The sequence below is a fragment of the Flavobacteriales bacterium genome (assembly GCA_020635855.1).
In the GTDB taxonomy this organism is placed as follows: Bacteria; Bacteroidota; Bacteroidia; order JACJYZ01; family JACJYZ01; genus JACJYZ01.
Genome location: JACJYZ010000003.1, coordinates 383,119 through 405,386 on the forward strand (window position 1 = coordinate 383,119; position 22,268 = coordinate 405,386).

Consider the following 22,268-nt stretch of genomic DNA (forward strand, 5'->3'; position numbering starts at 1 on the left):
TGGTCCGAAAAATCTTTTCATACCTATGAATTATTGGTTTACGTGTCCCTTCAACCGGAAACCATAACTTAGACGTGCAAATAACCAACAACGAATAACCAATAACCAATCCCCCCGCCCCATGTGGCCTGAATTATTTACCGAACGCATGCAAGCGCAATTGGGGCAGGAATATCCCGGGTTTCAACATGCATTGCAACAGCCTCCACCGGTGAGCTTGCGTCTGAACGGTGCCAAGGTATCGCATGCGTCGGCATTGGAAGAGGTGCCCTGGTGCATCGGCGGGTACTACTTGCCGGAGCGTCCGGTATTCGCGCTGGATCCCTGGTGGCATGCCGGAGCTTATTTTGTGCAGGAAGCATCTTCCATGTTGTTGGATGCAGTGGTTCGTCAGTTGTCGGGAACAATGCCTTTGCGGGTGCTGGACCTGTGTGCCGCACCCGGTGGCAAAACCACGCTGCTGGCTTCTGCCTTGCCTGAAGGGTCGGTGCTCGTGGCCAATGAAGTGATCCGCAGCCGGGTGACCATCCTCAAAGAAAATGTGATCCGCTGGGGAACCGGCAACGTGGTGGTCACGCAGAATGACCCGGAGGTTTTTGAGCGGTTGCCGGCATACTTCGACGGCATTGTGGTGGATGCGCCGTGCTCCGGAGAAGGATTGTTCAGGAAGGATGAGGCGGCGGCAGGGGAGTGGTCGGAACGCAACCTGGCCTTGTGTGCGGCGCGTCAAGCACGCATTCTCGAGTCGGTCACGCAATCCCTGAAACCCGGCGGGTGGATGGTTTACAGCACATGTACCTTCAACCCTGAAGAAAACGACCAGCAGATCGCCAAATGGGTGGACACCGGATGGGAGACGGTTGCTCTTCATATCGATTCTGTGTGTGGGTTTGTATCCACCGGATATGGCTACCAGGCCTATCCGCACCGCGTGAAAGGTGAAGGTTTTTACCTGGCGGTGTTGCGCAAACCGGATGCGGAGGAAAAAACTTTTCGGGAACCCAAGCATGCCTGGGTAAAGGGTAAAGGCCCCTGGGGGGATTCATTGAACGCGGGATGGACGTGCCGGCAATGGCGCAATGCCGAGTTCCTGTTCCCGGAAACAGTGGAAGCGGTCCTTCCCGGTTTGGAAGAAAAACTCCATGTGGTATATGCCGGTGTGGAAGCCGGTATCTTGAAAGGAAAAGACGCCATCCCGGCACAGCCGCTGGCGATGATGACCGATGCTTCCGGATTGCCATGGCCTGCGTGGGATCTCACTCCTGAAGAGGCGCTAACCTACCTGAGAAAAGATGTGTTGCCACCGGATGCATCTCATACAGGATGGGCGCACATTACATGCAAAGGACTAGGCCTCGGTTGGGCAAAGGTACTGCCGAACCGTGTGAACAATGCATATCCTGTGGCATGGCGATTACGGATGGCGGGTGATCCGGCGCAGGTGATCTGATTTCCGGGCGGAGTTGAGCCATTCAAAATAAATCTACCTTTGAGAAGTTGGATGAGATGTATTTATGGATAAACACATGAAGAATATAGGCTATGTGCTTCTGGGATGGATGGCCTGTGTTGGCTATGTACAGCAAGGTTCGGCACAGAAGATCGATACCTTGAGCCTGACAGGTGATGAACCTTTTGTTATAGTTGAAAATATGCCCCGTTTTCCCGGATGTGATGAGGGTGAATCTGTGCAGGAGCGTGACAAATGTGCGTTAGGTAAGATGCAGGAATTTCTTGTGAAGCACATCACTTACCCGGCAGATGCAATGGAGATGGGTATTACCGGAACCGTCATCGTGAGTTTTATTGTTGAGCGCGATGGTTCTCTCAGCGACATACAGATCATGAAACAGGTGGATTCACTGTTAGCTGATGAAGCCATTCGGGTTGTGAAGGAAATGCCCAAATGGGAGCCGGGTATTCAAAGAGGCAAATTGGTCAGAACAAAGTTTATGCTGCCTCTCAGGTTCGCCCTGGATGATGATGCCCCAACACCCCCCGAACAGATCGTGAACATGGGAATGAAGTTGGTGGAAGAAGGTGAGCACGATCGTGCCATTTTGTATTTTAATGAAGCCATCAACAGGCAACCCGACCTCGCACAGGCCCATTATGAACTGGGTCACGCATACCAATTGAAAGGCGAGACGGAGAAAGCATGTGAGGCCTTCGCCAAAGCGGCGGAGTTGGGAGATGCCGATGCCCGAAAAAAAACAGAGGACTTATGTGGCACAAAAGGCAAGTAGGAGCCGGGAGTATGATGATCGCAATGAAAATGAAAGAGGGCAGAAGATTATGCTTGCTGGGACTTATGCTGATGGGTCTGCATCAGGTAGGTCTCTCTCAAGATACATTGCCGGTTGCAGAAAAGCAGAAACCGGTATATGAAGAAGTGGAAGACATGCCCAGGTTTCCGGGATGTGAAGGTGAATTGGGATCGGATGAGAGCCGGGACATGTGTGCATTCAAGAAAATGCAGCAATATCTGGTAAAGAAGATGCAATATCCGCCGGCTGCAATTGACATGGGAATCAGTGGTACTGTATTTATTGGTTTTGTGGTTAATACGGATGGCAGCATCGATAGCGTGATCGTTGCCAGAAGTGTGCATCCTCTTTTGGACCAGGAAGCAATGCGTGTGGTGCAGGGCATGCCCTTGTGGAAGCCGGGTATACAAAAAGGAGTACCGGTCAGAACGAAGTTTTTTCTTCCGATCAAGTTCGGCTTGCGGGGTAAAGCGCCTTCTGTAAAGCAGTTGTTAAAGGACGGGCGCAAGCAACGCGAGTCGGGAGATGTCAATCTTTCCATTTTCTATTTTAAGGAAGTCATCAGAAGAGATGTAGGCTCGGCAGAAGCGTATTATGAGCTGGGCTTGTCTTGCCTCAAGCAAAGCAATCAGGAGAAAGCCTGCGAGGCTTTTTCCAAAGCGGCTGAACTGGGTAATTTGGATGCAAAGAAAAAGTTAACCGAATTGTGTAATTCGGAAAAATAAATAAGCCTGCGGATCTGCTCGTGGAGAGAAACATTTTTTACAGGAAGCTTCTGACCAAATCTGATGGTGAACTCCAGCAGATTCTGGATCGACCGGAAGCATATACACCTGAAGCCATCCTTGCTGCGGCAACCATTCTGGCGGAAAGAAAAGTATCCTTGTCACCCCATCACATGAAGGTGTTTGAAAAGACCCGGGGTGATATGGCTGCCTCACAACAAAAAGTGAGGTTGCAAGAAGAAGGTAGAGAAACCAATGTGCTTGGAAAACGCCTCCTGGCTGGCATGGTAGATATGTTGATTGTGGGTATTATCAGTTATATTATTGGGTGGGTGCTTATGCACACGTCCTTGCTGAAACCGCCTGCAGGTACCGTAATCAGTCTTTTGATCCTTTATGTTTATGTGACGTTGGCGAATAGCAGCTCCAGGGGTGCCAGCATTGGTAAAATGTTTTTTAGCCTTGGTGTGGTAGATAAGAATGGCAACAACCTGACCTTTAAGCAAGCTGCATGGCGGTACGGTGTGCTGCTGATTCCGTATGCTGTTTTTCGGGTATTGAATGATGCTGGTTTGATCTTGTTTGGTTTCTTCGACGGCCTTATGTGGGTATATTGGCTAACCATCATTTATTTTCCCCTGACGGATCCTCGCCGAAGGGCATTTCACGATCTGTTAACATCCACTTACGTAAAAGGAGATCTTGACACCCGTGAACTGAATGTGGCATATCCAGCAAACAGGAAGAGGGTTTTTGTGGTCCTGTCTTCGCTGATGGTAGCGGTCATCATGGGAGTATCCATCAGCACTACCCTAAGTGGTGGTTTTTACTTTAATATTAACCCGCAAATCACGGCTGATGTTGAAACCCTTCAACAAACAGCCAATGACATTCAACTCATGGATGGAGTGAATAAAGTAGGCATGACCCTGGCCACAAGCAACGGTTTATCAAGTATTAAAGTGGAAGTTATTGTGGATGACATTTCAGAATCACCCGATCTGTACGATAGGATCTATGCGGTTTTGCAGCAAAAAGCACCTGGGTTACTCAAGAAGGTGGATCATACGGATATTACACTGGAGTCTGGATTTGACATGATGTTTGCGTCTGCCAAAAAGAGTTCTACGAAGACTTACAAATAGTCCGAATGCAGGTTGACGATTGTTGTTCAACCCATTCTCAATCCTGTGTTTCTGAATCATTTTCCCGTTTGAGCTTTAACTTTTATTCCGCTTACAGCAAAATGGCAGCCCATGAAAAAAAGTTGTGCCATTTCAAAAATTGGTTTATTTTTGCCAGCCTCTTAGACGTTCTTTAAGAGTATTGGTCCGGTAGTTCAGTTGGTTAGAATGTCCCGCAAGTAATGCGGGAAGGTCGCGAGTTCGAGTCTCTGATGAAAGAGACAAGAACATCAAAGGTGTACCTGGCAAATAAAAGAAAAGCATGTAGCTGAAAGAATGTTCAGCTTGAAAATATTGAGTTCTTAGTTTTTTGGTCCGGTAGTTCAGTTGGTTAGAATGCCTGCCTGTCACGCAGGTTAAAATGTTCTTTAAAATATTGAAATTCAATACGTTTGAAAATAGGTGGCAGAAATTTTCAAGCAGTTTTCAAGCGGATTGCAAAAGTTGAAAAATGTAAATTTGTTATATGGTCCGGTAGTTCAGTTGGTTAGAATACATGCCTGTCACGCATGGGGTCGCGGGTTCGAGTCCCGTCCGGACCGCCAACAAATAAAGCCCTTCGATGTTTCGGAGGGCTTTTTTATTGCTTGAAAAATCAGATTTTCTGCTTGAAAATTTAAAAAATAACCTAATTCAAAGGCGGCAGATCAGCGTATTCCTGCTTGTCTGCAATAATTTTATCCCTTCCTCCCAGTCTGAAAAAATCTTTTCTAATAGTATGTGCCCCCATTTCCGTTTCAGGAAATTGTTGCAGCAGTTTCAAAGATTCTTTTAACGGCACGGAAGTATCCAGCCATAATTTTTCCGTTTCGGGATGAAAGATCACCGGCATCCGTTTTTTTGAATTGTGAATCTGTGCCATCAACGGATTGGCTTCGGTTGTGATGATGCTGAATGAATTGATAATTTCTCCGGTCTCTCTGCTCGTCCATGTATCCCATATTCCGGCCAGAGTAAAAATGCTACTTCCTCTTACCGATATGCGGTAAGGGTATTTATCTTTTCCAATGTGCCTCCATTCATAAAATCCATCAGACGGAACGAGACACCTTTTTGATTTGACGGGTCCCCTCCATGTCGGCTTCTTATCAATGTCTTCCGACTTGGCATTGGCAGTATTGAATTTCAGCTTCTCCTCTTTCGACCAGAACGGGATCAGCCCCCAGCGCATAAGTTGTATTTTGTCTGGTGTTTCATTGGTTACCACCGGAAGATGCGGAGCCGGATTGGTAAAACAGGAAACATGGTACAGAGGATCATATCCATTTCCGTCTTCAAGTTCAGCGTTCATACGCTGCTCCAATTCTTTTTTACTTGCTGATATGGAATAATGGTAGCACATAACTTAATCAATAATAATTTTCCTCACCGGCACCTTTCTGAACACCTTATCGCTCTGGCCAAACAGGTAGTCGGGATTTACCTTGAAGTCCTTTACAATGCCGAGCAATAGCGAATGATTTACCACCTGCAGGCCGTTGCTGATATTGGTGATGGTGCTGGTATCATAGCCGTACCTCTGGGCGAACTCTCTGTAATCCCTTACTACGCCTCTGCTTTTCAGCTCCTTCAAGGCAAGCATGAAGCGATGACTGATAAAACTCTTTTCCTTATATAAAGGTGTGTCCTTGCCTTTCTTCTTTGTGGATGCCATTGCGTGAATTATTACTTAGCCGTTTTTAATTCCCTTACCTCATTTTTCAGTTCCAGAAAACTGTTATGCAGCTCTGCAATCTGCCGGTTAGTATCCGATTTGCCGGAAGGAAGGTAAGAGCTTAGCTTCCTGGCCACATACCAGAGTTCCCTCACTTCACGCACATCAACCTTATATGGGGGATATTGGTCATTATCACTCACAAGCAACAGGCTTTCATCCTCCTTTATCTTATTGAACACCCGCTTGACAACAATGCCTTCATTGGTTACTACCACATACACATATCCTTCCTTTATGTAATTAAAGTTCTCGATATACTTTCCGATAACCCAATCCTTGTGGAAGATCACCTCCTCCATGCTGTCTCCTTCTACTTCAAAACAACGGAAAGTAGCATTTCTGAACTCCGGGCCGGGCAACGTAAAGGCCGGAAGATCCTTGAAATATTCCACATCGTCAAAGCCACGAAGATAACCGGCAGCAGCTTTAGTATCTACCATCACGATATTATCCTGACCGGCCTTATCAACGGTTACAATTACCGGTTTGATGTTCTGCCCATTCAAAATTTGCTGCAAATCACCCTTCGCAGGAGCTAATGATTCCAGAGGCATCCCTTCTCCGTTGACAATGTATTTCAGGCTGATCGGATAACCTTCCGCTTGCATGTCATGGAGCATGTCAATAGTGGCAAAGCGTCTGCCCTTTTTGATGTCGTGAAACTTCTGCCCGCTGATACCAATAGTGTGGTAGAAATCCGAGTAAGATTTGATAAAACCTTTCTCCTTTAGAAGCTCCACAACCTCTAAAAACCTTTCGCTGATTGACTTTTTTGCTGTGCTCATAAAGTTTGACCAAAGTTTTACTAAAAACGATACAAAATAATTTGGACGTTACTCATTATGGGTATATTTTTGAACCAAAGTTATGTGATTTACTAAAAGTAACCAAATTTTTACTGAAAATTTACCCTTAAATGTTTTCAAAGGACGAAATAGCCCGAATAAAAGAAGAATTACCCATCAGGGCAGCTTATATCATACATGAAAAGACCAATATTTCCCGTCCTACCATCTATAAATTCTTTAACGGAGGCAATGTAAGACCCTACTATGCTTCCGAAATTCTTGCCTGTGCCCTGGAACTGCTGGAAGAAAAGAAAAACACGCTGGGTTCCCTCAGGAAAAAGTACAACATCATCATGGAAGATCCGGCACCTTATGGCAAGGAGGAGTCAGGTGATATTCCCCAAAACGAGTAAAAATACTGAATATGGAAGTCATTGTCATTGAAAAAGAGGCATACTATAAAATGATTGCTGAACAGACCAGCTACACCAAGCGGGCTGTCAGGGAAGCTGTAAAGGAAATTATGCAGGAACTGACGGTTAAGAATGACGGAGACGAATGGCTTTCGAGAGATGAGGCCATGCAGATACTTGGTATTAAAAGCAAAACAACGCTTCAAAAGCTGAGAGACGATCCCGAAAGCAAAATAGTATTCAGCAAAAACGGCAGGATAATCAAATACAGGAAAACCAGTCTGTACGAATACCTCCAGAGACATATTGTAGAGTAAACCCTGACAACCGGAAATTTTTTAGCAATGGCGATAACCAATTTTGAAGACTATACGGCAAACCTGTCTGACAAGGAGATTGAGCTTGCCTACGCCATTGCCGGTGCATTTAAGCGGAGAATCGGAAAGGAGAACATTATTTCCAACCGCCAGATATGTGCAAAAATGAAAGCACGGGGCGATCACATTACCCCTCCACGTCTGCGGAAAATTATCAACTACATCCGCAACTATGACCTGTGCCCCTTGCTGATCTGTAATTCCAAAGGCTATTACGTGGCATCAGACCCGGAGGAGGTGAAAGATTATATCCGCAGTCTGAGTGAGCGTGCAGGCGCCATCAGCTCGGTAAAAGACAGCCTGGAAAGACAGCTAAGCAATCATTGTAAAACCTAAAATTTAAAAACATGGACAATTACACCAAGAAGCTGCTGGAAGAAACAGCAGAGAAAATCTACATGAAAGAATTAAGACGGATGATCTGGAAAGAATGGACCCGTCCGGGATTAAAAGGCAATGACCATCTGGTACTGATCGGGATGGCCAGTCACTTCGGACTGACTGAATTTGCAAGGGAGCTGAAAGCGAATCTTGATCAGATGTGTTCCATCAAAAACGAGTGCATGGATGAAGCCTAAACAGATTAAATGGGAATACCACGATAAGGATTACTACGGGCATCCGGTGCAGGAATGGGTCGGAACGATTGAAGACGGAAGCCCTGTACGCTTTGTAATAAAGGCAGTGGATCCAGGCAGTGATGAATACCTCATCCGCAATGACGTGGACGGAATACCACAGGTTAGCTGCATAGGGCTGAAAAAAGCCAGAAAGAAAGCACAGGAGCTGTTCAACTGCTATGTAATGAGCCTGGCGGTATCCTGATTATTCACCGGAAAAATTCAAACAATGATCATAATACATTATCCCAATACATTCAAGGCGCTGAACAGTTTTATTGATGACTATAATGAACAACAGGAAGCCGAAAAAGACAAGATAAAAGGCAGTACCCTTCTGGCAGCAAAAGAAATCGTCAGAATATACGGGGCCTCGCTGGTCAAGGTAAATGGCATACAACCGATTGATAAGACTGATTTGCCACCATTAGTGACCAATAACGTCCAGTTGTCCCACCTGCTGAAACAAAGTACCCGTACAGTTCAGAGGCATATCAAAAAACTGATTGTAGCCAATATCATCACAGGAAAAAACTGGCATGGCTCCAACTCCGGTTACGAGCTGTTCATAAACCCGGATTTTTTGTTGACAGGTGAAAAAATCAGTGGAAAAAGTGCTCAGAAAACCCTTGATGCTGCTCTGACTGAAAGTTGCCGGAATGAGGCAGAATCAGCCTTTTCAAAAGAGCATACGACAAATTGTCCTCATACCTATTCTTGTAACACAAGTAACAATAAAACTAATATAATAATAGCGGTGGAAAAGCCGGAGGACAACATCGCTGTTGCTACTGATCCATTAACAAATAACACTGGTAACACTACCGGTGACAGTTCAGAAAGGTGTTCGCTGCCGCTCACGGATAGAAATTTTTCAGGTTACACTTCCGGAGACGGTGCAGGATACACAGGGAAAATTGAGCAAAAAAATCTGGAAACAGACGAAGAAGCAGGGAAAATTGAAGCACAACGGGCCGGAAAAAAGTCGTGCACAGGTGGTGCTGATGCACACTCTCCGGCCCGCTTCAATTCCCTAAATATGTATGTTAGTCTGCTCTGGCTGATGGCAAAGAACCTGCTGTACGAAGGCGTTTATCTCACAGAACGGCAGGCAGAGATCGGCAAAAGTTTCATCCGAAAGCTCTATGCACCGGTTAAAACGGAAGACCTGGGCAGGATACACAGCATTTATGCAGAACGCATTTCGCTGGTGGCAAAATACATCAGTCGTGATCCTCAAAACCGTTATGTCCAGCTTCCCTACCTCTTCTTCGATCCGAAAAACCCCAACGGTTTTGTGGGCACAAAACGCTGGCATGAAGATTACCGGAGACGGAAGAAAGAAGTGCAGGCAGAACTGGTGCTAAACCGGCAGATACAAAAATTCATCCGCAACAAGACCGGACAAACAGCCAAACAGAAATCCCAGCTGCAGGTGTTCCGTGAATGTGAGCAAACACTCGGCAAGATGAAGGATCCAACACTGGTGCAGCGGTTTTATGCAGCGGTGATGGATAACCAGACCTACAAGCATGTATGTACCAGTTGAAACTAATCAGAACCATTAAAAACCAACGGATATGATAGACTTATTCAATATCAAAAAGAAAGTGACGGGAGGCATCAGGGAATACGCCACCATGATAGCCGAAAAACATTCCCTTGACATCAATCAGGTGAAGATTAATCTCACCTGCATTAACGGACAGGTGGGCGTACATATTTACAATGGCGGTAAATACATTGAGTCCATTGAAATTGACGAACTCATCAGATACTTCAACAGATAACAATGCCCTGGAAATTAAATCAAGATTCTTTCAGCAAATGCGTGGTGTATTTCAGTGATGGAAACACACGGACTTTCTATTCCATAGACTGGACCCACAAGTTTACCAAAAATCGGAACCGGGAACTTGGCCTATCCAGGCTGGAAAAAATGCTGGCAGGATGGGGTAATAAGGTGAGAAAAGCAATTATATACGATACGGCTACGGACAGGGAAATCATGCGGTATTCTGATGGTGTCAGGGAAAATCCGGCAAACCAGTAAATAATGAAAACGATAAAAGAACTTTACCACCGGCTGAATTACGAGAAAGACTTTGAGAAAAAGTATCCCGGATACAGTACCCGTGATGATAAAATCCATGTGCTGTATATCGGCCCGTGCCTGAACGCTTCCGGTCTGTACAGGATGATACTCCCTGCTCTGGAGATGAACAAGACACGATCCCATGCGGGCATCATTTCCAATATCCACCGGTGGGATTTTACCAAACGTTTTGATGATTACGACCATCCAGTTGATCCCAGATTGATTGAATGGGCGGATTATATCGTATTGCCAGCCATGATGAATGATGCCTCCTACATACTGGACACTTTCCTGAAAAAGAACAAGGCACTGGAGTTTGTGATGGATATTGACTGCAACCTTCACGAAATACCAGAAGGCCATCCCGGTTTCAGGCAGGTAACAGCAAAAGACAAGGACACCCTGCTGGCCAATATATCAAAAATGGACTACCTCACGGCACCGTCTGAATCATTGCTGGATTATTACGACCGGCTGATTGACGGAAAACACAGGCAGTCTCATGTGTTCCTGGACTATTTCCCCAACCTGCTTTCCAACTATATCTATGAAGGCATCAAAGATATTTTCAGGAGCAGCTCTGAAAAAGTCCGCATTGGGCTGGTGATGAATGCCGGTCATCTTCACGATCTGGCTATCATAGAAAAGGTCATCCGGCAGATCATGGAAAAATTTAAAGACAAGGTTGAGCTGATTGTTTTCGGCTGGAAAGACAATGACGCTGCATTGAAAGATATTCCGGTAACATGGGAGAAACCGGTTCCGGTAACGGAATACTTTGACACGCTCAACAACCTGATGTTTGACATAGCCCTGTTACCCTTGAAAGATATTCCTTTCAACACACACGGTAAATCCTTTCACAAATACCTGGAGCTGGCCACCTTTCATGTACCGGTGATTGCATCTGATGTTTCTCCCTACCGGGAAGTGATAAAGGATGGAGAAAACGGCTTCCTGGCAAAATCGGATGAGGACTGGATATCCCGGCTGGAAAAGCTGATTGAAGACAAAAGTTACTGTGAGCAGGTGGGATATGAAGCATGGAAGCAAGCATGGGGAAAGTATGCCTGGACGATGAACAGCCTTGCCCCCTTACAGAATTTATTTAACGGGTAAAACAAACTATATGATTGACGGACAAAAGTTTTTTCTATTCCTTTTTGCGTTGCTGGTTGCAGGCGGTGTAGGATTGACTTGCTATTGGCTGATGGGATTTGAGGTAACGGTGTTACTGTTTCTTATATGTCTCACCTCCTTTTCCTTCTATAATTGGTCTCGCAGAAAGTAAACTATTTAAGTTATTGCTTAAATAGTTAAATTTGCCTATCTTTACTGAAAGACTTTTTGTTATGGAACGAACCTGTATAAGAGCCTTAGCCGACCACAAGCAGATCAACCGGTGTAAAAAGAAGATTATTGAAATAGAATCAGAGCTGACTATGCTGGCTTCAGTAGTTGGACTGATTGGGAACAACACTCGTCTCAAAATCCTGTACCTGCTTCAAGTTGAAAAAAAGCTCTGCGTATGCGATTTAAGTGATATTTTGAATATGACCGTTCCGGCCATTTCACAGCAGTTACGAAAATTAAAAGATGGCAGAATCATCAGCAGCAAGCGGGAAGGAACAGTAATTTACTACTCGCTGACCAGTAAATACCAGAAGATTGTTGCAGGAATACTTAATCATAGTTCAAGTAAAAGCCTGATTGAAACATGAACACAAGGAATGATAAAGGGCTAATAGGTGTAGGTATATTGACAGCGATTGCCGCTTCCTTATGCTGTATCACCCCTGTACTTGCTCTTATTGCAGGAGCAAGCGGTATGGCTGCCACCTTTTCCTGGCTGGAACCGGCACGCCCATATCTGATTGGTGTAACCATACTTGTTTTAGGTTTCGCCTGGTATCAGAAATTAAAGCCCAGGAAGGAAGTAGATTGTGACTGTGAAGCAGACGATAAACCTTCTTTCTGGCAATCTAAGAAGTTCCTGTTCATTGTTACCGTGTTTTCGTTTCTGATGCTGACTTTTCCTTATTACTCCGGCATTTTTTTTTCCAAAAACGAAACAAAGACCATTATTATTAAAGAAACAGATGTTATGGAAGGTATATTAACCATCGAAGGTATGACCTGTACCGGATGTGAGCACAGCGTGATCCATGCCCTCACCAGCCAAGAAGGTGTAATAGAAGCAACTTCCTCTTACGAAACAGGGATGGCCAGCGTAAAATTTGATAAGACCAAAGTTTCTATTGACCAGCTCACAAAAGCAGTGGAAAAGGAAACCGGATACAAAGTAGTGGGTAAAAAAATTAATCGGTAAAATGGAAACTTCAATTCAACTGAAATCAATTATTACTTGTCCTTATTGCGGACATAAGATAGAAGAAACCATGCCAACGGATGCCTGCCAGTATTTCTACGAGTGCGAAAATTGTGGAAAGGTGATTAAGCCAAAGGAAGGCGATTGTTGTGTGTATTGTTCTTACGGTACGGTTCCCTGTCCGCCTGTACAAAATGGTGAAAATCATTGCTGCTAAAAATCTTTGGTAGTAAATCCTTCCCTGAATTTATCCCCCCGATAAATTCCAATGAATTGAGCAGTAAGGGCTTCAAAAGATAGTCCTGAAAATCCGCTTGCCTTTTTGGTAGTTCCTGCGAATTAAGCACCTTTTATCTGCCTGCAAACCCCTCTACTTTTACTCCCGTTGGCGAAGCGTTAGAGCAGGATTTTTCCGCCAGAACCCTATATAGTCTTTCGTGCAAAACGAAAACTATATACAGACAGAGCCGGAAAACTTCCTATATACACTTCGACCTGCAAAACATCCTGTATATACAGATTGAGCTGCAACGCTGACTGTATATAGGCAAAGTCGCAAGCCACACTATATACAGGAGATTTTACAAAATCAAATGTATAGCACATGCCACTGGACATAACCTATAATCAGGAACGCAAAGGAATCGAGTTGTACTTCCCCGGGAAACCCGATCAGGATGTAATCAACCGGGTCAAGGCGATGGGCTTTAAGTACAGCCGCAGACAACGCATGTGGTATGCAAAGGAAACACCGGAACGAAAGCAGTTTTCAGAAAAGCTGAAAGATGCTCTTGAAAACAAAACAGACAGCCCTGAAATTCATTACCAGCCATCCTATCTGCCCACCAAAGAAAATCTGGAAAGCAAAAATTTCAGCTATGTGAACATCAGTGCCAAAAATGATAAGGGCGAGCTGATCTGGGACAGCTATGTTCTGTTTGAACCTTCCCGTCCCACTGCGGAAGGTATTGCCAGTGTGTTTGCCAAAAACAAATATGGAGACAAGCTGAACAGCGTCAATGTGTATCCACGCAACTATATTACCAAAGCACGGGTGCTCTTTGAAAAAGGAGAAATTATTCAGCCGGTAAATTCCAATCCAGATGAACCGGAGATTGTGCAGCAAGCAAAAGAATTACCGAAAGAAGAAGCAGAACCGGTAAAGGAAATCGAACCACCGGTTCCGGAACAGGAAAAGATTACCGAAAAGGCAGTGGATGAACAAACGGATACAGACCAGAAAGAGCCTGAGATACCAGAAGCTCAACCTGAAACCACTCCGTCCCATCCCATACTAACCGGACTGCAACCGGCCTATTGGTCAAAAGAAGATGAAGAATATCCGGTCAACAAGGTAACGGTGGAAGAAATTGCCTACAATCAGGCAAGGCTTCGTACTGCACTTCTTGACAAGTTGGCGGCTTTACCACTGGAAACACAATACGCCATTGCAGAGCAACTGGCACTCAAATTCAAGGCAAGACGGCCATTGGCCGATTATGAGTCCGGTCTGCAATCACTGGGAAAAGACAGCGATAAAAAGAAAGCGGCTTCTATCCGCTCTTTTGTGGACGATATTTTTCTGAATAATGCGGTTTACCAACAACCTCATGATTCTGCCGTGTTTGCCCACATGATAAATCTGCTGATTGACTCTTCCGATGTATTGGTGGATCATCCCAAAGAAAAGAAAACTGCATCCAAAGGCAAACAAAGTCAGCATGACCTGAACAAATCCGTTGAGGAGTTTATTGAGCAAAAAGATAAGGAAGACGGCAACTATACCGCAGAGGACAAAGCCTTCATCTCACGGTACACCGGTTCAGGTGGGCTGATCAAACAAGGTGCGAAAGGCAAAGGTGTATTGTATGAATATTATACACCGGATGAGATTGTGAAACGCATGTGGGCACTGGCCAATAAATACGGATACAATGGAGGAGATATACTGGAACCGGCCTGCGGCACCGGGAACTTTTTAAAGTATGCGCCTGCAAATGCTGAAATCTGGGGCATGGAAATCAATTCTACTTCCCGGAGAATTGCACAGATACTCTATCCGCAGGCTATAATTTTTGAGAAGCCCTTTGAGACTTTCTTTTTCAAAGGCAATGTGCACCTGAAAGATGATTTTGGCGATGTGCATTTCAGCCTGGTGATCGGCAACCCTCCTTACGGAGAGTTTTCCGGCAAATATGCAGGCATGGGTGAAAAGAAATGGACGGGAGCTACCGAATACGACCAGTATTTCATTACACGGGGACTGGATCTGCTCAAATCGGAAGGACTGCTGGTATTTATCATACCCAGCGCCTTTCTTTCCAACAACTCCAAATACAATAAGATTAAGGAGAAGATAGCCGCCAAAGCCGACTTGATTGACGCATACCGCCTACCCACCGGAATTTTCAGTACCACAGACATTGGAACGGACATCGTGGTATTCAGGAAGAAGAAAATCATTAAACCCGCAGCGTAATGAATGTACTGGAAAACAGGAAGCATACCATTGTTCACGAAAAAACCATGCAGGAAATGGCAAACGACAGTAATAAGATAAACGAGCTGAAACAGCTCATCAAAATTGAACTGGATACATGCAGTTCCCGGATGTGGCCTCATGTATGCCAGTTAAAGCAGACACCGGAAGGCTATAAAAGAATTGAGGATATGGTGATCCGCCTGGTAGCTAAGGAAGCCATGCTGGTAGGATCGGCCATTGCATTGATTGAGCAGGAGTTCAGCCACCTTGATTAAATCACAGAAAATGGCAGAGAAAAAAACAGATAACCTTAAAAAACTGGCGGCCTTTTTATCAAAGCATACCACCATCAATGCCTCAACCGATGGTGGTGAGGCAAAGACCACATTTGGAAGACTGGGTAAACGTGCTTTTAAGGAGCTGGCAGAATACCTGGAATTGAAAGAGTATGATGTTCATTACAACAAATCCGGTGATGCAGGCAGTGGTGATCTTCGGGTAATGGGCATGTACGAACCGGAAACAGGCATTTATATTTCATTCAACAAAGATGGCTTTCACGGAGAACAGAACGTGCTCTACCGGAGCATTAAGCACATGAAGGATTATACCGGTGGGTCCAACCATTATTTTTCCGAAAAGGAATTTGCCACACCGGGAACCATCAGGAAAAAAGTAAAGGAACTGCTGTATGTCGGTAGCCGGGGCCCTGATGATGAACCTTACGACAAAACCACACGGGACGAGACAACAGAAGAAGAAAAAGCCATTGAGGAAAGAACAGACACCACCGGCCTGCTGATCGGTGATGAATGGTTTAAGCAGAATCCAGCTAAAATTCTCGGAGAGGAATATGACACCACTGACCGCTTCGGAAAGAAAATCAAAAAGGTCAGGGGCGGCATTGACCATGTGATTCAGGGTATGGACATCCGTGAGGATGACATTCCCAAACCTCACACAGAAGCACTGGAAACTACTGTCAAACTACCCGCAGAACAGCTCTATACAAATAAAGATGCACAGGCCAATATTGACAAGGTGCTGGAAAAGCAAAAGGCAATACAGTCCAAACGGGAACTGGATAAAAAACTTGGTAAAAAAGAGGAAGTCTGTGAGGAGGGATATATCTGCTTTGAGGACATCATAGAGCAGTACAACGAGGGCATCACGGAAGATGAAATCAAAGCATGGATCTGGTACAAAAGAAAAACGGGCGGTTTTAACGATGAAAGCGTGATCCTGAACAAAAAGAACGGATGGAGCAAATACGTTATTCCGCTTGCAGAAATTGAGAAATACCTGAAACAATGGCTGAAAGAGGGAATTGTCTGTTACTACAAAGGCGACTATATGCCCGGAGTGCTTTACTATGCCGAAAGGGTATATGACAGGCAGTCCCAGCTACTCAGAGAGAAAGAGGAGATCATAAAGCTGTTCGGACAGGAGCAGTACGACCGGCAGTGGAACGGGCTGGAAAACATCAAGCCACCCAGGCTTACACTGACCGACCCGCAGGTGAATAACCGGCTGTTCATCAAACCGACCTCCTCATTTGCCAGAGAGGTAATGATCGGTGAGCTGGTGGATGGCAATTCATTCAGGAGATACAATTACCAGAGCGGAAAATGGGAAGACGGAGACATGCCCCTGACAGAAGCCTTTAAGGAATGGCTACGCTCCCTTCCAAAAGATGAGTTCATTAAGTCCAACGATTACAACATCGTGTACTATTATCTGGAAAACAAACAGCCCCCACGCCATTATGACAAGGAAGAAAAGCTGCGGATAAGGCAGAACGCCAAAATGGAAGGAGACGAACTGTTTATCCGCTTTATGGCCGAAGCCATCAAAAGAGAGGATCAGCAGCGCATCGAGCAGCTCTGGAACGGAAAATACAACGGCTATGTGGAGATCAACTATTTTAAGATACCGGTCGCCTTTACCGCTTCCGACACCTTCAAGAACAAGCCTCTGTTCATTCGTCCGGCTCAACGGGAAGGTATCGGTTTTCTGAGCGTCCATGGCTCCGGCTGCATCGCTTATGACGTGGGTGTAGGCAAAACCATGACGGCCATACTTTCCATTGCCAATGCACTGGAAAGCGGTCAGTGCAAACGTCCGCTTATTGTAGTTCCCAACCAGACCTACAAAAACTGGCTGGCAGAGACACAGGGAGTCATTGAGAAAGGGAAAATTGTGAGTTCCGGTGTGCTGCCACAGTACAAGGTCAACGACCTGTATAATCTCGGAAAGGAATTTATCGAACAGCTCACCGGTAATGACGGCAATATTCAGCCGGTGGATGAGCATAGCATTAGCGTAATGACCTACGAAGGCTTTAACCGGCTGGGCTTCGGAGAACATACCTGGAATGAGATCGGACGGGAAATGTATGACATACTCAATCAGGGTGTGGAAGAAAGACGGGAACAGGTAAAGCTCTTTGAACGCATCGAGGAAATGATGGGCAAGGGATTGAAAGGTGGTATGATCAATATCGAGGACATCGGATTTGATTTTCTCGTGATAGATGAAGCCCATGCCATGAAGAAATCCTTTACTCAGGTCAAAGGAGAAGTAAAGGAAGACGGCAAAAGCAGGGAGCGTGCCGCTTATGAAATTCGCTCCGGCCAGCCGTCCATGACCGCATTAAGGGGGTTCATGGTCAGCCAGTACATCCTGCGAAATAATAAAATGAGGAATGTGGTGCTTCTTACCGCAACCCCCTTTACCAATAGTCCGCTTGAAATTTATTCCATACTGGCACTGATCGGCTATCAGCAGTTGGAACGCTGGGGAATCAAAAACATACGGGAGTTCTTCGACACTTTTATCAAGACCAGCATGGAGCTCGTGATCAATGCCAAGCTGAAACCAGAAAGGAAAGAAATCGTGATGGGCTTTAACAACCTTATTGCCCTGCAACAGCTCATTTTCAAATTCATTATCTATAAAACCGGAGAGGATGCCAGTATTCAGCGTCCGAACAAGATTGTGCTGCCCATGACCAGCGAAAAGGTGGGAGATCAGTATGTCCCGCTTCCGCCTGAGGAGCAGGTCAGTACCAATCTGGCCATGACACCCACACAACGGGGTTTTATGAAGGACGTTGAACTGTATGTCACCGGCAAAACTTCCCTTACCAATTTCTGTGTCAATGCCAGAGGCATGGAAGATACCGAAGGTGATGAGAGCGGTGCCGGTGAGGAACTGGACGAAAGTCGCATGTCTTCCGATGAGGAAGAAGGAGCCAGAGTGCTGCGGGGACTGTCATTTGCAAGGCAACTTGCCCTCAGTCCGTTTTTATACGCCTGCAACCCCGATAAAGAACCAACCTACGAACAATACATTGAAACTTCGCCCAAACTGAAATACGTGATGGAGTGTATCCGCTCGGTAAAGGAATATCACGAAAAGCGGAATGAGGAAGTATCCGGTCAGGTGATCTATATGAATGCCGGTGTGAATTTCTTCCCCATGATGAAAGACTATCTGGTGAAAAAGATCGGCTTTGGGGACAATGAAATAGGCATTATCCGCAGTGGCATGAGCAGTACCAAAAAAGAAGGCATCAAGGAACGCTTTCTGGCAGGTAAGGTGAAAATCATCATCGGCAGCGCCACCATCAAGGAAGGGATTAACCTGCAAAACAAATCCACCGTGCTGTATAACTGCTGGCTGGACTGGAATCCGACTGATGTGAAACAACTGGAAGGACGTATATGGCGGTTCGGCAACAAGTTCGCCAATATCCGCATTGTCAATCCCCTCATGGAAAACAGCATTGACACCTTCATCTTTCAAAAGCTGGAAGAAAAGACCAGCCGGATCAATGAGATATGGTACAGGGCAGGCAAAACCAATGCCCTCAACCTGGAGGAGTTCGACCCATCCGAATTGAAAATGGGGCTGGTTACCGATCCGCAGGCACTTGCAGAACTATTGCTCATGGATGAACGGGAAAAATTGCAGGACAACATCAACAGCCTCAGCAATCAGAAAAGCGTGCTGGAAGAAATAAGCGAGGCCAGGGATAATTTCAATCAGAACATCGGGCATGTGAAAGAAGCGGTCAACCGCTACAAACCCCAACAGGAAGGCGCAAAAGCCAGAACCATTGAGACCATATTCAAGATTTACAAGGACTATCTCGAAGATGGGAACACAGAAACTTCCTACCGGGATGAGAACATTTTCGATACGGTACGAAAAGCCAATGCCATTCTGAAACGGGGACTGGAACAGGTGCTTGCCCCCAGAGGACTGGATATGAATTTCAGTAAGGACAGCGTACTGGGCAGGATTGACAGGGAAATTGAAGACTTGCAGAAAGTTATGGAAGACAAGACCGGACCCAAAGCTGTTGAAGCCAAGGCAAAAGATATTGTCAGGGAAAGGGAGGAAAAAGGTTACAAGTCGGTAACGGTAGCGGAACGTGCTGCTGAATTTGCAAAGCTCAATCCAAAACTGCTCAGTGCCTATATGACCTACGAACCACCGGATGTACGGACAAAAAGGGATGAAGAACGTGCCGTTTACGGTGAGGCGCTGGAAAGCTCTGCCGACACCCTGACACGGATGAGGGAATTGCTGAAAGCAATGGAGCAGATGGCAGACCTGTCCGAAAGAATGAAACAGCTAATGAAAAAAGCCGCTTAATGATTAACCAATTTAAACACAAGTGATATGAACAATCCACATGATTTACTCGAAAAGGAAGGCATAACAAATGATCAGCTTTCCGCTAACGGAAAAGAAGCTCTGAAACTTTTTGATGAGGCACTGGCGGTGAGTAACCGCTTTCTGGAAAATGATGACCTGAAAAAACAGGCCGAACAGATGGGCAAAGAAGCCGTCAAGGTCGTTCAGGCTGACATTGATAAGCTCCAGGAGCAAATGAAAAATGACGAGGAGGAAAAGAAAAAGAAGGAGGCTAAAAAGAAACGATCCAGAGAGGTGATGGAAGAAATCAATATTTCCGCCAGCCAGGCAGATGCCTGCCGGAAAACGCTACGGGAATACAACCGGCAGCAGCGTGAAGCAGGCAAAACCGCTGCCCCGAAAAAAAAGACGGTGACTACCCGGTTGCGTGGCAACCTTAAAAGCATCATTAACCTGATCCCAAAGGCAAAGCAAAAGGATTTGTCCACCATTCAGAAAACAGAGAAAGCCATCAATCATTTTGTCAGCGAACTGAAAACCATCTGGGGCATTACAAAAGTGCAGGGCATTAAGAAAGAGATCAAAGAAAAGATTGATGAGCTGAAAGAGAAGGCAGAGAAAAAACAGGAAGTAAAAAAAGAGGCAGCATAAGTGCCACATTTATTAACCAATAAAATCAAAGGATTATGAAAACTTACAGACACCAGCGATTCTTACAGGAAAACAACATTGATATTTCAACCTTACCGGAAATGCTGCAAAAACGCATTAACATTTTCGGAGTGCTGCTGAAAAAGCTGGATGAAACGGTAGAAGAAGATAAGGAGGAACTGCTGAACAAGCTGGAAACCCTTGATCTGGAAATCGAGGAAGACCTGGAGGATTATTTTGACGGGAAGCTGGAAAACAACGAGGAAGATTATACGGAGGAAGACAAAGCCATCCTGAAAGCACAGGAAGAAGCGGAACAGAAGAAAAAAGAGGAAGAAGAAAAGGCTGCAAAGCAACCGTCTGATGAGGAATTGCTGGAAAATCTTTTAAAATCCGGCATACAGCTTATCAGCTCTGCTGAACTGAAACAGAAAGGGTTTAAGGGGAAGTTGGAAAACCGTCAGCTCCGGGTAGGAAATTACCAGCTCTGCATGGGCATTTACGACCTGAAATACAGGATCAGTAAAGTCGGGTAAAGAGCCGGTATTTTTTTGGTATTAAGTTACATAAATACTGTAATACTATTACACTACTACTGTACTTTGTAATGAGACAATCAATGGCAATGAATAACGGAAAAGCAGATTACAATGACCTCCAGAGGTGCCTGGATAAGGTGGTCGGCAAGCTGGGCCTGCAGAAGACCATCCGCCTGCTGGACAGCTTCATTGATAATGCTGCGATCACATTGCCGGAAAACAGCCGTTTCAGGCTTCTTACAGAGTATGTCATATCCTGCGCCATCAAGGTATTTGACCTGAAAGCAGAGGAGTTCTTTACCTCACGGAAACTGGAATACAGGGAGGCCAGAATGGTCTGCTATTCCCTCATCAAGAAGTACACCGACAGCACTTACCCGAAAATTGCTGAGTTGTTCGGCCAGAACGAAAGGCGGGTACTGTACTTCACGGTCAAGGTACAGGACAGGCTTTCCCTGCCGGAATATTACCGGGAGTTCATCATCAGGCACGATGCGGTGGAACGGAAAGTCATTGAGTTTATCGGAAAATTAAACTAAGCAATTATGTCAGAGGAAAACGACAAGGAATTAATTGAAAAAGTGCTCACAGAGCAACCGGGCGATGTGGACTTTGAAGAAATACCGGACGAGGCTTCCAGTCCCTTGTCTCAGCCTGTGGTTGAGAACAAGGAAGAAGCTACTGTAAACAAAGCGGAAGAAGAAAAGAAGGTTCAGCAACCGTCCGAACAACAGCCTGCAGGTGATCCATTACCCGATGATCAGGAACCGGTCAATGATGCACCGGAACAGGAAATAAATACTTCCGGTGAAAGCCATGAACAACAAGATATCGGTGCAGCACAACAGCCTGCTGATTTTGAGTTGCCCAAAGAGAACGCCAAAGGTGTGGTGGAAGTCATTTTCGGATCGGTAAACAATATCATCCATGTCGGAGCAGGCTTCTTTGTGAAGGTTAAAAAGCATGAGGACTTCTACGACTTTGAGGAACTGATAGAGGTAATTGATGACCAGAACGAACGCAACATAAGACGGATCAAGCTGGACGAGGAAGATAAGACACTGCTTCGCCCTATCCTTATCCGCATACTCCAGCAGAAGTCCAAAGTGATGACCCCGGAGCAGCAGCTCCTGATGGCCATTGTTTCCATCATCATCAAAAAAGCACAGGTAGTGGTTGAGATACGGAAGGAAAACGACATGCTCTATCACCGTTTCCTGAACACGATTCAACGATCCAGAAACATCCCGGAGAAGGATGATGACGCTGATACTGAACCGGAAGAAAATCTGGAACCGGAGCAAGAGGAAGAAGCCAGTGAGGTAGAAGAAAGCAATGATGATAAAGACGGCTTTTCTGGTCAGGTAATGGAAGTGGCGGATGAAAAGGCCGGTAACGAAAAAGAATAAGAGC

Annotated in this window: 24 protein-coding genes and 1 tRNA gene; 22 read left to right on the top strand and 3 right to left on the bottom strand. The window is 45.4% G+C overall.

Annotated features, from left to right (window positions below):
• Positions 1–121: 121 nt before the first annotated feature.
• The 5 genes from H6585_09895 to H6585_09915 all read left to right on the top strand — a co-directional run bounded on the left by H6585_09895 (position 122) and on the right by H6585_09915 (position 4,721).
• Complete coding sequence (locus tag H6585_09895; protein ID MCB9448643.1) at positions 122–1,450, top strand: rRNA methyltransferase; 1,329 nt, start codon at positions 122–124, stop codon at positions 1,448–1,450.
• Between the two features lie 76 nt (positions 1,451–1,526).
• A complete protein-coding gene (locus tag H6585_09900; protein ID MCB9448644.1) occupies positions 1,527–2,246 on the top strand; it encodes a TonB family protein in 720 nt (239 codons plus the stop codon).
• A complete protein-coding gene (locus H6585_09905) occupies positions 2,225–2,992 on the top strand; it encodes a TonB family protein (GenBank protein MCB9448645.1) in 768 nt (255 codons plus the stop codon). Before H6585_09900 ends, H6585_09905 begins: the two co-directional genes overlap by 22 nt.
• Before the next feature lie 173 nt (positions 2,993–3,165).
• Positions 3,166–4,137 carry an RDD family protein gene (locus H6585_09910; protein MCB9448646.1) on the top strand — a complete coding sequence of 324 codons (972 nt, stop codon included), beginning with the start codon at positions 3,166–3,168 and terminating at the stop codon, positions 4,135–4,137.
• 507 nt (positions 4,138–4,644) lie between these two features.
• Positions 4,645–4,721, top strand: a tRNA-Asp gene (locus H6585_09915).
• An 83-nt stretch (positions 4,722–4,804) separates the two neighbouring features.
• Here the strand turns inward: H6585_09915 and H6585_09920 are convergent.
• The 3 genes from H6585_09920 to H6585_09930 are packed head-to-tail and all read right to left on the bottom strand — an operon-like array spanning position 4,805 to position 6,678.
• A complete protein-coding gene (locus H6585_09920; protein ID MCB9448647.1) occupies positions 4,805–5,518 on the bottom strand; it encodes an SOS response-associated peptidase in 714 nt (237 codons plus the stop codon).
• 3 nt (positions 5,519–5,521) lie between these two features.
• Positions 5,522–5,830, bottom strand: coding sequence for a hypothetical protein (locus H6585_09925; GenBank protein MCB9448648.1), 309 nt, complete (start codon positions 5,828–5,830; stop codon positions 5,522–5,524).
• A gap of 11 nt (positions 5,831–5,841) precedes the next feature.
• The gene (locus H6585_09930) at positions 5,842–6,678 is read right to left on the bottom strand and encodes a LexA family transcriptional regulator (protein MCB9448649.1); all 837 of its coding nucleotides are present in this window, start codon (positions 6,676–6,678) and stop codon (positions 5,842–5,844) included.
• A 131-nt stretch (positions 6,679–6,809) separates the two neighbouring features.
• Here H6585_09930 and H6585_09935 point away from each other — a divergent pair, with 131 nt between their 5' ends.
• From H6585_09935 to H6585_10015, 17 genes are all read left to right on the top strand, one after another.
• The gene (locus H6585_09935; GenBank protein MCB9448650.1) at positions 6,810–7,094 is read left to right on the top strand and encodes a hypothetical protein; all 285 of its coding nucleotides are present in this window, start codon (positions 6,810–6,812) and stop codon (positions 7,092–7,094) included.
• Positions 7,095–7,105: 11 nt separating this feature from the next.
• Positions 7,106–7,411: a helix-turn-helix domain-containing protein gene (locus H6585_09940; protein MCB9448651.1), complete on the top strand. Its 306-nt coding sequence runs from the start codon at positions 7,106–7,108 to the stop codon at positions 7,409–7,411.
• Between the two features lie 27 nt (positions 7,412–7,438).
• Entirely contained in the window at positions 7,439–7,807 is a 369-nt protein-coding gene (locus tag H6585_09945; protein MCB9448652.1) for a hypothetical protein, read from the top strand.
• An 11-nt stretch (positions 7,808–7,818) separates the two neighbouring features.
• The gene (locus tag H6585_09950; GenBank protein MCB9448653.1) at positions 7,819–8,049 is read left to right on the top strand and encodes a hypothetical protein; all 231 of its coding nucleotides are present in this window, start codon (positions 7,819–7,821) and stop codon (positions 8,047–8,049) included.
• Complete coding sequence (locus H6585_09955; protein MCB9448654.1) at positions 8,039–8,296, top strand: hypothetical protein; 258 nt, start codon at positions 8,039–8,041, stop codon at positions 8,294–8,296. Before H6585_09950 ends, H6585_09955 begins: the two co-directional genes overlap by 11 nt.
• Before the next feature lie 24 nt (positions 8,297–8,320).
• Positions 8,321–9,640: a hypothetical protein gene (locus H6585_09960; GenBank protein ID MCB9448655.1), complete on the top strand. Its 1,320-nt coding sequence runs from the start codon at positions 8,321–8,323 to the stop codon at positions 9,638–9,640.
• A gap of 31 nt (positions 9,641–9,671) precedes the next feature.
• Positions 9,672–9,881 carry a hypothetical protein gene (locus H6585_09965; GenBank protein MCB9448656.1) on the top strand — a complete coding sequence of 70 codons (210 nt, stop codon included), beginning with the start codon at positions 9,672–9,674 and terminating at the stop codon, positions 9,879–9,881.
• Between the two features lie 266 nt (positions 9,882–10,147).
• A complete protein-coding gene (locus tag H6585_09970; protein ID MCB9448657.1) occupies positions 10,148–11,308 on the top strand; it encodes a glycosyltransferase in 1,161 nt (386 codons plus the stop codon).
• A 233-nt stretch (positions 11,309–11,541) separates the two neighbouring features.
• Positions 11,542–11,910 carry a winged helix-turn-helix transcriptional regulator gene (locus tag H6585_09975; protein MCB9448658.1) on the top strand — a complete coding sequence of 123 codons (369 nt, stop codon included), beginning with the start codon at positions 11,542–11,544 and terminating at the stop codon, positions 11,908–11,910.
• Entirely contained in the window at positions 11,907–12,518 is a 612-nt protein-coding gene (gene merTP / locus H6585_09980) for a mercuric transport protein MerTP (protein ID MCB9448659.1), read from the top strand. The genes H6585_09975 and merTP overlap by 4 nt, the downstream gene beginning before the upstream one ends.
• A gap of 604 nt (positions 12,519–13,122) precedes the next feature.
• A complete protein-coding gene (locus H6585_09985; GenBank protein MCB9448660.1) occupies positions 13,123–14,997 on the top strand; it encodes an N-6 DNA methylase in 1,875 nt (624 codons plus the stop codon).
• Positions 14,997–15,275, top strand: coding sequence for a hypothetical protein (locus H6585_09990; GenBank protein ID MCB9448661.1), 279 nt, complete (start codon positions 14,997–14,999; stop codon positions 15,273–15,275). Before H6585_09985 ends, H6585_09990 begins: the two co-directional genes overlap by 1 nt.
• Positions 15,276–15,285: 10 nt before the next feature.
• Positions 15,286–19,662: a DEAD/DEAH box helicase family protein gene (locus tag H6585_09995; GenBank protein ID MCB9448662.1), complete on the top strand. Its 4,377-nt coding sequence runs from the start codon at positions 15,286–15,288 to the stop codon at positions 19,660–19,662.
• Between the two features lie 27 nt (positions 19,663–19,689).
• A complete protein-coding gene (locus H6585_10000) occupies positions 19,690–20,316 on the top strand; it encodes a hypothetical protein (GenBank protein MCB9448663.1) in 627 nt (208 codons plus the stop codon).
• Between the two features lie 35 nt (positions 20,317–20,351).
• Positions 20,352–20,852 (top strand): hypothetical protein, encoded by a 501-nt coding sequence (locus H6585_10005; GenBank protein MCB9448664.1) that lies wholly within the window; start codon positions 20,352–20,354, stop codon positions 20,850–20,852.
• An 89-nt stretch (positions 20,853–20,941) separates the two neighbouring features.
• Positions 20,942–21,394 (top strand): hypothetical protein, encoded by a 453-nt coding sequence (locus tag H6585_10010; GenBank protein MCB9448665.1) that lies wholly within the window; start codon positions 20,942–20,944, stop codon positions 21,392–21,394.
• A 6-nt stretch (positions 21,395–21,400) separates the two neighbouring features.
• Positions 21,401–22,264, top strand: coding sequence for a hypothetical protein (locus tag H6585_10015; protein ID MCB9448666.1), 864 nt, complete (start codon positions 21,401–21,403; stop codon positions 22,262–22,264).
• Positions 22,265–22,268: the final 4 nt, after the last annotated feature.